Here is a 13,267-nt window from a genome sequence, read left to right on the forward strand (position 1 = left end):
CATGTTCGAAACCGTCCTCGTGGCCAACCGGGGCGAGATCGCCGTCCGCGTGATCCGCACGCTGCGCTCGATGGGCGTGCGCTCGGTGGCCGTCTTCTCCGACGCGGACGCCGACGCCCGGCACGTGCGTGAGGCCGACACGGCGGTACGGATCGGTCCCGCCCCGGCGTCCGAGAGCTATCTGTCCGTGGAGCGGCTCCTGGAGGCCGCCGCCCGCACCGGCGCCCAGGCGGTCCACCCCGGCTACGGCTTCCTCGCGGAGAACGCCGAGTTCGCGCGCGCGTGCGCCGACGCGGGGCTCGTCTTCATCGGGCCGAGCGCCGACGCGATCTCCCTGATGGGCGACAAGATCCGCGCCAAGGAGACGGTGAAGGCGGCCGGCGTGCCGGTCGTGCCCGGCTCCAGCGGCAGCGGCCTCACCGACGCCGAACTCGCGGGCGCCGCCCGTGAGATCGGCATGCCGGTACTGCTCAAGCCGTCCGCCGGCGGCGGCGGCAAGGGCATGCGGCTGGTGCGGGACGAGGCGCAGCTGGCGGACGAGATCGCCGCCGCCCGCCGCGAGGCCCGCGCCTCCTTCGGCGACGACACGCTCCTCGTCGAGCGGTGGGTGGACCGGCCCCGGCACATCGAGATCCAGGTGCTGGCCGACGGCCACGGGGGTGTCGTCCACCTCGGCGAGCGCGAGTGCTCGCTGCAGCGCCGGCACCAGAAGATCATCGAGGAGGCGCCCAGCGTGCTCCTCGACGAGGCCACGCGCGCGGGGATGGGCGAGGCGGCCGTGCAGGCGGCCCGCTCCTGCGGCTACCGGGGCGCGGGCACGGTGGAGTTCATCGTGCCCGGCGGCGACCCCTCCTCCTACTACTTCATGGAGATGAACACCCGCCTCCAGGTGGAGCACCCCGTCACCGAGCTCATCACCGGCCTCGACCTGGTGGAGTGGCAGCTGCGGGTGGCGGCCGGCGAACGCCTGGCCTTCGGGCAGGACGACGTGACGCTCACCGGCCACGCGGTCGAGGCCCGTATCTGCGCGGAGGACCCCGCGCGCGGGTTCCTGCCGTCCGGCGGCACGGTCCTCAGGCTGCGCGAGCCCCAGGGCGACGGTGTGCGCACCGACTCCGGGCTCAGCGAGGGCACCGAGGTCGGCAGCCTGTACGACCCGATGCTGTCCAAGGTGATCGCGTACGGCCCCGACCGCGCGACCGCGCTCAGGAAGCTCCGGGCGGCGCTCGCGGAGACGGTCACGCTGGGCGTGCAGACCAACGCCGGGTTCCTGCGGCGGCTGCTGGCCCATCCGGCGGTCGTGGCGGGCGAGTTGGACACGGGCCTGGTCGAGCGTGTGGTGGACGACCTGGTCGCCACGGACGTGCCCGACGAGGTGTACGAGGCGGCGGCGGCCGTACGGCACGAGGCGCTGCGGCCGAAGGGCGAGGGCTGGACGGACCCGTTCTCGGTGCCCAGCGGCTGGCGGCTGGGCGGCACCGCGCGGCCCGTGAGCTTCCATCTGCGCGCCCAGGAACCGGTGGAGTACACCCCGCGGGGTTCCGCGGCGGTCTCGGACGACGGCGTGTCCGTGACCCTCGACGGCGTACGCCACACCTTCCACCGCGCCGCCGACTGGCTGGGCCGGGACGGCGACTCCTGGCACGTGCGCGACCACGACCCGGTGGCCGCCTCGCTCACCGGAGCCGCCCACGCGGGCGCCGACTCGCTCACCGCGCCCATGCCGGGGACGGTGACGGTGGTGAAGGTCGCCGTCGGGGACGAAGTGACCGCCGGGCAGAGCCTGCTGGTGGTGGAGGCGATGAAGATGGAGCACGTCATCTCCGCCCCGCACGCCGGCACGGTCGCCGAACTGGACGTCACACCCGGCTCCACGGTCGCCATGGACCAGGTCCTGGCGGTCATCACCCCGGTGGAGGAGGACTGATGACGCTGCCCATGACGGTGCCGGCGGCGGACCTGCCCGCCCGGGTCCGCATCCACGAGGTCGGCGCGCGCGACGGCCTGCAGAACGAGAAGTCGACCGTGCCCACCGAGGTCAAGGCGGAGTTCGTGCGCCGGCTCGCCGACGCGGGGCTGACCACGATCGAGGCGACGAGCTTCGTGCACCCGAAGTGGGTGCCCCAACTCGCCGACGCCGAGGACCTGTTCCCGCGTGTCTGCGGCCTGGCGGGCGTGCACCTGCCCGTCCTGGTGCCCAACGCCCGCGGCCTGGACCGCGCCCTGACCCTGGGAGCCCGCCGGATCGCGGTCTTCGCGAGCGCCACGGAGTCCTTCGCCAAGGCCAACCTCAACCGGACCCTGGACGAGTCCCTCGGCGTCTTCGACCCGGTGGTCCGCCGCGCGAAGGACGAGGGCCTGCACGTCCGCGGCTATGTGTCGATGTGCTTCGGCGACCCCTGGGAGGGCGCGGTCCCCCTCCACCAGGTCGCCCGGGTCTGCAAGGCGCTCGTCGCGATGGGCTGCGACGAGCTGAGCCTCGGCGACACCATCGGCGTCGCGACCCCGGGCCATGTGCTCGAACTGCTCTCCCTGCTGAACGAGGAGGGTGTGCCGACGAACGTCATCGGCGTGCACTTCCACGACACCTACGGCCAGGCGCTCGCCAACACCTACGCCGCCCTGGAACACGGCGTCACGACCGTCGACGCCTCGGCCGGCGGCCTGGGCGGCTGCCCGTACGCCAAGTCCGCCACCGGAAACCTCGCCACGGAAGACCTCGTGTGGATGCTGCGGGGCCTCGGCATCGACACCGGAGTCGACCTCGACCGCCTCGTCGCCACGAGCGCGTGGATGGCCGAACAACTGGGCCGACCCAGCCCGTCCCGCACCGTACGAGCCCTCTCCCACAAGGAGCAGTGAACAGCCATGAACCACCGTCTGACCCCCGAACTGGAGGAACTCCGCCGTACGGTGGAGGCGTTCGCCCACGACGTCGTGGCGCCGAAGATCGGCGATTTCTACGAGCGTCACGAGTTCCCGTACGAGATCGTCCGGGAGATGGGCCGCATGGGCCTGTTCGGACTGCCGTTCCCCGAGGAGCACGGCGGCATGGGCGGCGACTATCTGGCGCTGGGCATCGCGCTGGAGGAGCTGGCCCGGGTGGACTCCTCGGTCGCCATCACGCTGGAGGCGGGCGTCTCGCTGGGCGCGATGCCGATCCACCTCTTCGGCACCCAGGAGCAGAAGCGCGAGTGGCTGCCCCGCCTGTGCGCCGGTGAGATCCTCGGCGCCTTCGGCCTGACCGAGCCCGACGGCGGCTCCGACGCGGGCGCGACCCGCACCACGGCCCGCCTCGACGAGTCGACGGACGAATGGGTGATCAACGGCACCAAGTGCTTCATCACCAACTCCGGTACGGACATCACGGGCCTGGTCACGGTCACGGCGGTGACCGGCCGGGGGCCCGACGGCAAGCCGCTGATCTCCTCGATCATCGTCCCGTCCGGCACCCCCGGCTTCACGGTCGCCGCCCCCTACTCCAAGGTCGGCTGGAACGCCTCCGACACCCGTGAGCTGTCCTTCCAGGACGTCCGCGTCCCGGCGGCCAACCTGCTGGGCGAGGAGGGCCGCGGATACGCCCAGTTCCTGCGCATCCTGGACGAGGGCCGGATCGCGATCGCGGCGCTCGGCACGGGCCTGGCGCAGGGCTGTGTGGACGAGTCGGTCAAGTACGCCAAGGAACGCCACGCCTTCGGCCGCCCCATCGGCGCCAACCAGGCCATCCAGTTCAAGATCGCCGACATGGAGATGAAGGCCCACACGGCCCGCCTCGCCTGGCGCGACGCGGCCAGCCGCCTCGTCTCCGGCGAGCCCTTCAAGAAGGAGGCGGCCCTGGCGAAGCTCTACTCGTCGACGGTCGCCGTGGACAACGCCCGCGACGCCACCCAGATCCACGGCGGCTACGGCTTCATGAACGAGTACCCGGTCGCCCGTATGTGGCGCGACTCCAAGATCCTGGAGATCGGCGAGGGCACGAGCGAGGTCCAGCGGATGCTGATCGCCCGGGAACTGGGGCTGGTGGGCTGAATCCACCGCCCGCCCGCACGAGGCTCAACGTCCCTTGATTGCAAGGGCGTTGGGCCTCAGTCGTCATGTGAGACACCCTCACAGCAGGCGAACAGCTTCGATCACAAGGACCCCCACCCCCTGGACATCAGCTCAGGTTAGGCTAACCTACCTTCGAATTGTCCGGCGGGTGATCCGCCCTGTTCGAAAGCAGCGTACCCATGCCCAACGCCAGAGCCACCCACCTCACCCGCCGCGGCATCCTCGCCGCGGGCGGCGCCCTCGGCCTCGGGGCCGTGCTGGCAGCGTGCGGGGACGACGACGGGAAAAGCGGTGGCTCCGGCGATGCCACGACCGCTGCCAAGTCCGGCCCCTGGACGTTCAAGGACGACCGCGGCACCACGGTGAAGCTCGACAAGGTCCCGACGAAGATCGTCGCCTTCGTCGGCGTCGCGGCCGCCCTGTTCGACTACGGCATCGAGGTCAAGGGCGTCTTCGGCCCGACCAAGACGCAGGACGGCAAGGCCGACGTCCAGGCCGGCGACATGGACGTCAGCAAGCTGACGGTCTTCGGCAACGTCTGGGACCAGTTCAACGTCGAGCAGTACGCGGCGTTCGCCCCCGAGGTCCTCATCTCCACGACCTTCGACAGCGCCGGCACCCTCTGGTACGTCCCCGAGGCGTCCAAGGACAAGATCGCCAAGCTCGCGCCGAGCGCCGCCATCTCCGTCTACGACCGCCAGATCACCCAGCCGCTGGAGCGGATGTGGGAGCTGGCCGAGTCCCTCGGCGCGGACCTGAAGGCCGACAAGGCCGTCCAGTCCAAGAAGGACTTCGAGGCCGCCGCCGAGCGCCTGCGCAAGGCCGCCAAGTCGCGCCCCGAGATCAAGGTGATGGCCGGTTCCGCCAGCCAGGACATCTTCTACGTCTCCGGCACCAACCTCTCCATCGACCTGGAGTACTTCAAGGCCCTCGGCGTGAACTTCGTGGAGCCGCCGGAGAGCGCCAAGAAGGAGGGCGGCGGCTGGTTCGAGAGCCTGAGCTGGGAGAACGTCGACAAGTACCCGGCCGACATCATCATGATGGACGACCGCACCTCGACGATCCAGCCGAAGGACATCACCGAGGCGACCTGGAAGAAGCTGCCGGCGGTCAAGGCCGGGCAGGTCATCGCCCGTTCGCCCGAGCCGATTCTGTCGTACGCCAAGTGCACGCCGCTGCTGACGAGCCTGGCCGAGGCCATCGAGAAGGCCAAGAAGGTCGCCTAGACAAGGGCCACTTGGGATCACGGGGCGACTGCGGGTCCGTTGTGGCCGGTCGCGCAGTCGCCCCGCGCCCCCGAAATCAGGTCGGATTCCCTGACGTCGATTCAGGAGTTGCCCCCCATGACCACCGCCGTAGCCGCCCCGTTCCGTTTCTTCTCCCTCCAGGTCGTACGGACGAGGCGGCTCGGTCCGTCTCTGGTGCGCGTCACCTTCGCCGGGGAGGACCTGCAGTACTTCTTCTCCGACGGCTGCGACCAGTCCCTGTCGCTGTTCCTGCCGCACCCGGGGCAGAGCGGACCGCAGGTTCCGGTCGAGCTCGGCGACGGATGGTGGCAGGGGTGGCGTGAACTGCCGGACGACGTGCGGGCGGTGATGCGGTCGTACACGCTGCGGGCCCTGCGCCGGGACCCCGACGAGATCGACGTCGACTTCGTCCTGCACGGCATCGAGCCCGGCGCTGCCACCCCGGCCGGTCCCGCCTCCCGCTGGGCCTCCCGGGCCGCCGCCGGTGACCGGGTCCTGCTGCTCGGGCCCGCCGTCGCGGACAACCGGGCGATCCGGTTCCGGCCCCCGCAGGACACCGGCCTCGTGGTGATCTGGGGCGACGACACCGCCGTTCCCGCCGTCTCCGCGATCCTCGAAACGCTGCCGGCAGGCACCCGTGCGCGGGTGTGGCTGGAGGTGCACGACGCCCGGGACATCCAGGACCTGGTGACCGAGGCCGACGTCGAGATCACCTGGCTCGTGCAGGAGGAGACGCACGCCGAGGGCTCCCCCATGGCCCTCGACGCCATCCGGGACGCCCGGCTCCCGGCCGCCGAGCACCCGTACGTCTGGATCGCGGGCGAGTCGGGATGCGTGAAGGCACTGCGCCGGCACTTCGTCGGGGAGCGCGGGGTGGACCGGCGCCGGGTCACCTTCGTGGGGTACTGGCGGCGGGGGCTGAGTGAGGAGCAACTGCGCGAGCAGGCGTAACTGCCGCTGAAAGCAAGGCGATCGGGCACCTACCGCGGCGTAAGTGATCGTAGTCACCCGCGATGCCACCCTGATCCAATGGAACTTAGGTTAGGCTAACCTAAGTTGAACGCCACGCCATCCCCTGCACGGCACCCCCCGCACGGCACCCCGCACTTCACGGCCCGTCCCCACCGGAGGACCTCCCCATGCGCTCGCACCTGCTCAATGACACGACCGCGGAGCGGTACCGCAGCTCCGTGACCGAAGGTATAGAGCGGGTGGCAGCCAAACTCGCCGCCACCGACCGTCCGTTCACCGGTGTCACCGTCGACGCCCTCGCCCCGGCCATCGACGCGATCGACCTCGACAAGCCGCTGCTCGACACCGCCGCGGTGCTCGACGAGCTGGAGGACGTCTACCTCCGGGACGCGATCTACTTCCACCACCCCCGCTATCTCGCCCACCTCAACTGCCCGGTCGTCATCCCGGCCGTGCTCGGCGAGGCGATCCTCTCCGCCGTCAACTCCTCCCTGGACACCTGGGACCAGTCGGCCGGCGGCACCCTCATCGAGCGCAAGCTCATCGACTGGACGACGGCCCGAATAGGTCTGGGCGAGAACGCCGACGGTGTCTTCACCTCGGGCGGCACGCAGTCCAACCTCCAGGCGCTGCTGCTGGCGCGCGAGGAGGCCAAGTCCGACTCGTTCGCGAAACTGCGCATCTTCGCCTCCGAGGTCAGCCACTTCAGCGTGAAGAAGTCGGCGAAACTGCTCGGCCTGAGCCAGGACGCCGTCGTGTCGATCCCCGTCGACCACGACAAGCGGATGCAGACCGTCGCGCTCGCCCATGAGCTGGAGCGCTGCACGAAGGACGGCCTGGTGCCCATGGCGGTCGTCGCCACCGCCGGCACCACGGACTTCGGCTCCATCGACCCGCTGCCGGAGATCGCCGAGCTGTGCGAGCAGTTCAACACCTGGCTGCACGTCGACGCCGCATACGGCTGCGGTCTGCTCGCCTCCGTGAAGTACCGGGGCCGTATCGACGGCATCGAGCGGGCCGACTCGGTCACCGTCGACTACCACAAGTCCTTCTTCCAGCCGGTGAGTTCGTCCGCCGTGCTGGTCCGCGACGCCTCGACCCTGCGCCACGCCACCTACCACGCGGAGTACCTCAACCCGAAGCGCATGGTGCAGGAGCGCATTCCCAACCAGGTCGACAAGTCCCTCCAGACCACCCGCCGGTTCGACGCCCTCAAGCTGTGGATGACGCTGCGCACGATGGGTGCCGACGGCATCGGGCAGCTCTTCGACGAGGTCTGCGACCTGGCCGTCGAGGGCTGGCAGCTGCTGGCGTCCGACCCGCGCTTCGACGTGGTCGTGGAGCCGACGCTCTCCACCCTCGTCTTCCGCTACATCCCGGCCGCCGTCACCGACCCGGCCGAGACCGACCGCGCCAACCTGTACGCCCGCAAGGCCCTGTTCGCCTCCGGCGACGCGGTGGTCGCGGGCACCAAGGTCCAGGGCCGCCACTACCTGAAGTTCACCTTGCTCAACCCCGAGACGACGACCGAAGACATCGCCGCCGTCCTCGACCTGATCGCCGGCCACGCCGAGCAGTACCTGGGAGAGTCCCTTGACCGCGCGTCCTGAAAACCCGACCAAGACCCATGACTTCGTGGGGATCGGGCTCGGCCCGTTCAACCTCGGCCTCGCCTGCCTGACCGAGCCGATCGACGAGCTCGACGGTGTCTTCCTGGAGTCGAAGCCCGACTTCGAGTGGCACGCGGGCATGTTCCTGGACGGCGCCCACCTTCAGACCCCGTTCATGTCGGACCTGGTCACCCTGGCCGACCCGACCTCGCCGTACTCCTTCCTGAACTATCTGAAGGAGAAGGGCCGACTGTACTCGTTCTACATCCGCGAGAACTTCTACCCGCTGCGGGTCGAGTACGACGACTACTGCCGCTGGGCCGCGGGCAAACTGAGCAGCATCCGCTTCGGCACGACGGTGACGGAGGTCACGTACCAGGACGAGGACGCGGTCTACGTCGTGCGGACCACCGCCGGTGACGTCTACCGCGCCCGTCACCTCGTCCTCGGCACGGGCACCCCGCCCTACATACCCGAGTCCTGCCGGGAGCTCGGCGGCGACTTCCTGCACAACTCCCGTTATCTCCAGCACAAGGCCGAGCTCCAGAAGAAGGAGTCGATCACGCTGGTCGGCTCCGGGCAGTCCGCGGCGGAGATCTACTACGACCTGCTCAGCGAGATCGACGTCCACGGCTACCGGCTGAACTGGGTCACCCGCTCCCCGCGGTTCTTCCCCCTGGAGTACACCAAGCTCACGCTGGAGATGACCTCGCCGGAGTACGTCGACTACTTCCGCGAGCTGCCGGAGGCGACCCGCTACCGTCTCACCGCCGAGCAGAAGGGCCTGTTCAAGGGCATCGACGGCGACCTGATCAACGAGATCTTCGACCTGCTCTACCAGAAGAACCTCGGCGGCCCGGTCCCGACGCGTCTGCTCACCAACTCCTCGCTGAACGGCGCGAAGTACGAGAACGGCACGTACACCCTGTCCTTCCGCCAGGAGGAGCAGGGCAAGGACTTCGACCTCGACTCGCAGGGCCTGGTGCTGGCCACCGGCTACAAGTACGCCGAGCCGGAGTTCCTCACGCCCGTGAAGGACCGCCTGGTCCACGACTCCCAGGGCAACTTCGACGTCGCCCGCAACTACGCGATCGACGTCACCGGCCGCGGGGTCTTCCTGCAGAACGCCGGTGTCCACACCCACAGCATCACCAGCCCCGACCTCGGCATGGGCCCGTACCGGAACGCGTACATCATCCGCGAGCTGCTCGGCACCGAGTACTACCCGGTCGAGAAGACGATCGCGTTCCAGGAGTTCTCCGTATGAGCATCGGCACGTTCACCCTCCGCGCGCTCGACCCGCTCAAGGACGCCGAGCTGCTGCACGGCTGGGTCACCGACCCCAAGGCGGCGTTCTGGATGATGCAGGACGCGAAACTCCAGGACGTCGAGCGCGAGTACATGCGCATCGCGGCCCATGAGCACCACCACGCCTACCTGGGCCTGCACGACGGCGAACCGGCCTTCCTGATGGAGAGCTACGACCCCCGGTACGTGGAGCTGGTCGGCCTGTACGAGCCCGAGCCCGGCGACGTCGGCATGCACTTCCTGGTCGCGCCGACCGACCGGCCGATCCACGGCTTCACCAAGGCGGTCATCACCGCCGTGATGGACGAGCTGTTCGCCGACCCGGAGACCCGGCGGGTCGTCGTCGAGCCCGACGTCGGCAACAAGGCCGTGCACGCGCTGAACGAGGCCGTCGGGTTTGTGCCCGTCCGTGAGATCGACAAGCCGGAGAAGCGCGCCCTGCTGAGCTTCTGCACCCGCGACCGCTTCTTCAACAGGCACAGCCTGGCCGCCCGAGGAGTTGCCGTATGACCCTGTCCGACGCCGTGGCGCACCTGTCCCCCCACCGCTGGGCGCGGGCCAACCGCCTCCTGATCCGCAAGGCCCTCGCCGAGTTCGCGCACGAGCGGCTCATCACGCCGGAGTCCACCGGCGCCGGCGAGTACGTCGTCCGCAGCGACGACGGCCTGACCCGGTACACCTTCACCGCGGTGCTCCGCGCGCTCGACCACTGGCAGGTCGACGCCGGCTCGATCACCCGGCACCGGGACGGGGCCGAACTCCCGCTCGCCGCCCTGGACTTCTTCATCGAGCTGCAGAAGTCCCTCGGCCTGAGCGACGAGGTCCTGCCGGTCTACCTGGAGGAGATCTCCTCCACCCTCTCCGGCACCTGCTACAAGCTCACCAAGCCCGAGGTCACGGTCGCCGAGCTGGCCGGGTCCGGCTTCCAGGCCATCGAGACCGGCATGACCGAGGGCCACCCCTGCTTCGTCGCCAACAACGGACGGCTCGGCTTCGGCATCCACGAGTACCTGTCGTACGCCCCGGAGACCGCGAGCCCGATCCGGCTGGTGTGGCTGGCCGCGCACAAGTCGCGAGCGGCGTTCACCGCGGGAGTCGGCATCGAGTACGAGGCCTTTCTGCGGGACGAGCTGGGCGATGTGACGCTGAACCGTTTCCGCGACACACTCACCGACCAGGACCTCGACCCCGCCGACTACCTCCTCATCCCCGTCCACCCCTGGCAGTGGTGGAACAAGCTCACGGTCACCTTCGCCGCCGAGGTCGCCCGCGGGTACCTGGTCTGCCTGGGCGAGGGCGACGACGAGTACCTGGCCCAGCAGTCCATCCGGACCTTCTTCAACACCTCAAGCCCCGAGAAGCACTATGTGAAGACGGCCCTGTCCGTCATCAACATGGGCTTCATGCGCGGTCTTTCGGCGGCCTACATGCAGGCCACGCCCGCGATCAACGACTGGCTGGCGCAGCTCATCGACAACGACCCGGTCCTCAGGGCCACCGGTCTGTCGATCATCCGCGAGCGTGCCGCCGTCGGCTACCGGCACCTGGAGTACGAGGCCGCGACGGACCGCTACTCGCCGTACCGCAAGATGCTCGCGGCCCTGTGGCGCGAGAGCCCGGTGTCCTCCCTGCGCGAGGGCGAGTCGCTGGCGACCATGGCCTCCCTCGTCCACGTCGACCACGAGGGCGCCTCCTTCGCGGGCGCGCTGATCGAGCAGTCGGGTCTGACGCCGGCGGAGTGGCTGCGCCGCTACCTGAAGGCGTACTTCACCCCGCTGCTGCACAGCTTCTACGCCTACGACCTGGTGTACATGCCGCACGGCGAGAACGTCATCCTCGTCCTGAAGGACGGCGTCGTGGAGCGGGCGATCTACAAGGACATCGCCGAGGAGATCGCCGTCATGGACCCGGACGCGGTACTGCCGCCGGCGGTCGAGCGGCTGCGCGTGGACGTGCCGGAGGACAAGAAGCTCCTGTCGATCTTCACCGACGTCTTCGACTGCTTCTTCCGCTTCCTCGCCGCGAACCTCGCGACCGAGGGGATCCTGCAGGAGGACGACTTCTGGCGCACGGTCGCCGAGGTCACCCGGGACTACCAGCACTCGGTGCCCGAACTCGCCGACAAGTTCAAGCAGTACGACATGTTCGCCCCCGAGTTCGCCCTGTCCTGCCTCAACCGCCTCCAGCTGCGCGACAACAAGCAGATGGTGGACCTGGCGGACCCGGCGGGCGCCCTCCAGCTGGTCGGCAACCTGAAGAACCCCATCGCGGGGCTGTAATCACGGCCCCACACGGACAGACGGGCACCCCGGGGTACGGTCCCCCGGGGTGCCCGTCGGCGCGTTCTAAGGGGCCTTGGCGGCAACGCGCCCAAGGGGCGCGGGGAACTGCGCGACCAGCCCCCACCGGGCCCGCAGCCGAATCACTGTGCCGACACCGTGTCCCACGGAACCTGCGGCGACCGGTAGAAGTCGATCCCGAGCGCCTCCCACCGCACAGCCTGCGCAGCCAGCCGCACCTTGTAGGCATCCCAGTCATGCGTCGCAGCCGGCGACCACCCCAACTCGGCCACCCCCGGCAGCCTCGGGAACGCCATGTACTCGATGTCGTCGGAGTTGGTGAGCGTCTCCGACCACAGCGGCGCCTCCACACCCCGGATCGCCGCAGCCGGCAGCCCCGGCAGATAGTCGCCCGGGTCCCAGTCGTACGACCGCTTCACCTCGACCAGCCCGGCCCAGTCCAGCCCCAGGGGCGTGTCGGCGGTGTACTTCATGTCGAGGTAGATCCGGTCGGCCGGAGACAGCACGATCCCCGTCCCGTTCCGCGCGGCGGCCGCGACCTGCGCCTTCTCCTCGGCACTCGTACCGTCCAGCCCCCAGTACTGCGCCAACGCCCCCCGCGAGGGGTTCGCCCCGGTCAGCTGGTGCCAGCCGATCACGGTCTTGCCGTACCTGGCGACGAGCGGCTGCACACGGTCCATGAACGTCACATAGTCCGCGTGGCTGGTGGAGTGCGCCTCGTCGCCGCCGATGTGCAGGTACTTGCCCGGCGTGAGCGCGGCGAGCTCGCGGATCACGTCGTCCACGAAGTCGTAGGTGATCTCCTTGTTCACGCACAGCGAGCTGAAGCCGACCTCGGTGCCGGTGTAGAGCGGCGGCGCGACGCCGTCGCAGTTGAGCTCGGCGTAGGAGGCCAGCGCCGCGTTGGTGTGGCCCGGCATGTCGATCTCCGGGACGACCTCCAGATAGCGGGAGGCCGCGTAACGGACGATCTCCTTGTAGTCGGCCTTGGTGTAGTACCCGCCGGGGCCGCCGCCGACCTGGGTCGAGCCGCCGTGGGCCGCCAGCCGCGGCCAGGAGTCGATGGCGATGCGCCAGCCCTGGTCGTCGCTGAGGTGCAGATGCAGCTTGTTGATCTTGTACAGGGCGAGCTGGTCGATGTAGCGCTTGACCTGGTCGACGGTGAAGAAGTGCCGGGAGACGTCCAGCATCGCGCCGCGCCAGCCGTAGCGCGGGGTGTCCTTGACCGTGCCGCCCGCGACCAGCCAGGGGCCGGGCTGGACGGAGTCGTTCTCGACGGCCGCCGGGAGCAGCTGGCGCAGGGTCTGGACGCCGTGGAAGAGCCCGGCGGGGGCCGCGGCGGTGATGGTGACGCCCTTGCTGCCGCTGTCGAGGCGATAGCCCTCGGGCCCGAACGAGCCCTTGGACAGCCGGAGTCGAATGCCTCCGGCGCCGCCGTCCGTGACCGGGAGGCGGTAGCCGGTGGAGGGACGGAGGATGCCCGCGAGGTACTCGCCGACGCGGCGGCTCTCGCGGGAGTCGTCGACCCGGATCCGAGTGTCGCGGGTGATCCGGTAGGGGGTCGCGCCCGGGGTGACCGACGCGGGCGCGGGGACCACGCGGTCGAGCGGGGTGGGCCGGGCCGCCTGGGCGGGGGCGGCTCCCGTCACCGAGGCGCCCACCGCGACCAGCAGCAGGGAACCGAGAAGGCGGAGCGTTCTGTGGTGCTGTCTCACGCGGCGATCTCTCACAGAAGTGTCCCTTCCTTGAGCCATGGCGCTCCAAGAGGTCTGGACCACTC

Annotated in this window: 10 protein-coding genes; 9 read left to right on the top strand and 1 reads right to left on the bottom strand. The window is 69.7% G+C overall.

Annotated elements, in window-relative coordinates; all coding sequences use genetic code 11:
* Window position 1 precedes the first annotated feature (1 nt).
* From AC3ETA_RS03130 to AC3ETA_RS03170, 9 genes are all read left to right on the top strand, one after another.
* Window positions 2–1,927 carry an acetyl/propionyl/methylcrotonyl-CoA carboxylase subunit alpha gene (locus tag AC3ETA_RS03130; protein ID WP_432191362.1) on the top strand — a complete coding sequence of 642 codons (1,926 nt, stop codon included), beginning with the start codon at window positions 2–4 and terminating at the stop codon, window positions 1,925–1,927.
* Complete coding sequence (locus AC3ETA_RS03135) at window positions 1,927–2,862, top strand: hydroxymethylglutaryl-CoA lyase (RefSeq protein WP_432191249.1); 936 nt, start codon at window positions 1,927–1,929, stop codon at window positions 2,860–2,862. The genes AC3ETA_RS03130 and AC3ETA_RS03135 overlap by 1 nt, the downstream gene beginning before the upstream one ends.
* Window positions 2,863–2,868: 6 nt before the next feature.
* Window positions 2,869–4,029 (top strand): acyl-CoA dehydrogenase family protein, encoded by a 1,161-nt coding sequence (locus AC3ETA_RS03140; protein ID WP_432191250.1) that lies wholly within the window; start codon window positions 2,869–2,871, stop codon window positions 4,027–4,029.
* Between the two features lie 200 nt (window positions 4,030–4,229).
* A complete protein-coding gene (locus AC3ETA_RS03145; protein ID WP_432191251.1) occupies window positions 4,230–5,276 on the top strand; it encodes an ABC transporter substrate-binding protein in 1,047 nt (348 codons plus the stop codon).
* Between the two features lie 117 nt (window positions 5,277–5,393).
* The gene (locus tag AC3ETA_RS03150) at window positions 5,394–6,248 is read left to right on the top strand and encodes a siderophore-interacting protein (RefSeq protein ID WP_432191252.1); all 855 of its coding nucleotides are present in this window, start codon (window positions 5,394–5,396) and stop codon (window positions 6,246–6,248) included.
* A 188-nt stretch (window positions 6,249–6,436) separates the two neighbouring features.
* Window positions 6,437–7,879: a lysine decarboxylase DesA gene (gene desA / locus AC3ETA_RS03155; RefSeq protein WP_432191253.1), complete on the top strand. Its 1,443-nt coding sequence runs from the start codon at window positions 6,437–6,439 to the stop codon at window positions 7,877–7,879.
* On the top strand, window positions 7,863–9,146 hold the full coding sequence (locus AC3ETA_RS03160) for a lysine N(6)-hydroxylase/L-ornithine N(5)-oxygenase family protein (RefSeq protein WP_432191254.1): 1,284 nt from the start codon (window positions 7,863–7,865) through the stop codon (window positions 9,144–9,146). Before desA ends, AC3ETA_RS03160 begins: the two co-directional genes overlap by 17 nt.
* Window positions 9,143–9,697, top strand: a complete 555-nt coding sequence (locus AC3ETA_RS03165; protein ID WP_432191255.1) for a GNAT family N-acetyltransferase — start codon at window positions 9,143–9,145, stop codon at window positions 9,695–9,697. The genes AC3ETA_RS03160 and AC3ETA_RS03165 overlap by 4 nt, the downstream gene beginning before the upstream one ends.
* Window positions 9,694–11,466, top strand: coding sequence for an IucA/IucC family protein (locus AC3ETA_RS03170; RefSeq protein ID WP_432191256.1), 1,773 nt, complete (start codon window positions 9,694–9,696; stop codon window positions 11,464–11,466). The genes AC3ETA_RS03165 and AC3ETA_RS03170 overlap by 4 nt, the downstream gene beginning before the upstream one ends.
* A 143-nt stretch (window positions 11,467–11,609) precedes the next feature.
* Here the strand turns inward: AC3ETA_RS03170 and AC3ETA_RS03175 are convergent, their stop codons facing one another.
* Window positions 11,610–13,202, bottom strand: coding sequence for a beta-N-acetylhexosaminidase (locus AC3ETA_RS03175; protein ID WP_432191257.1), 1,593 nt, complete (start codon window positions 13,200–13,202; stop codon window positions 11,610–11,612).
* Window positions 13,203–13,267: the final 65 nt, after the last annotated feature.

The sequence above is a fragment of the Streptomyces sp. bgisy027 genome (genome assembly GCF_057710365.1).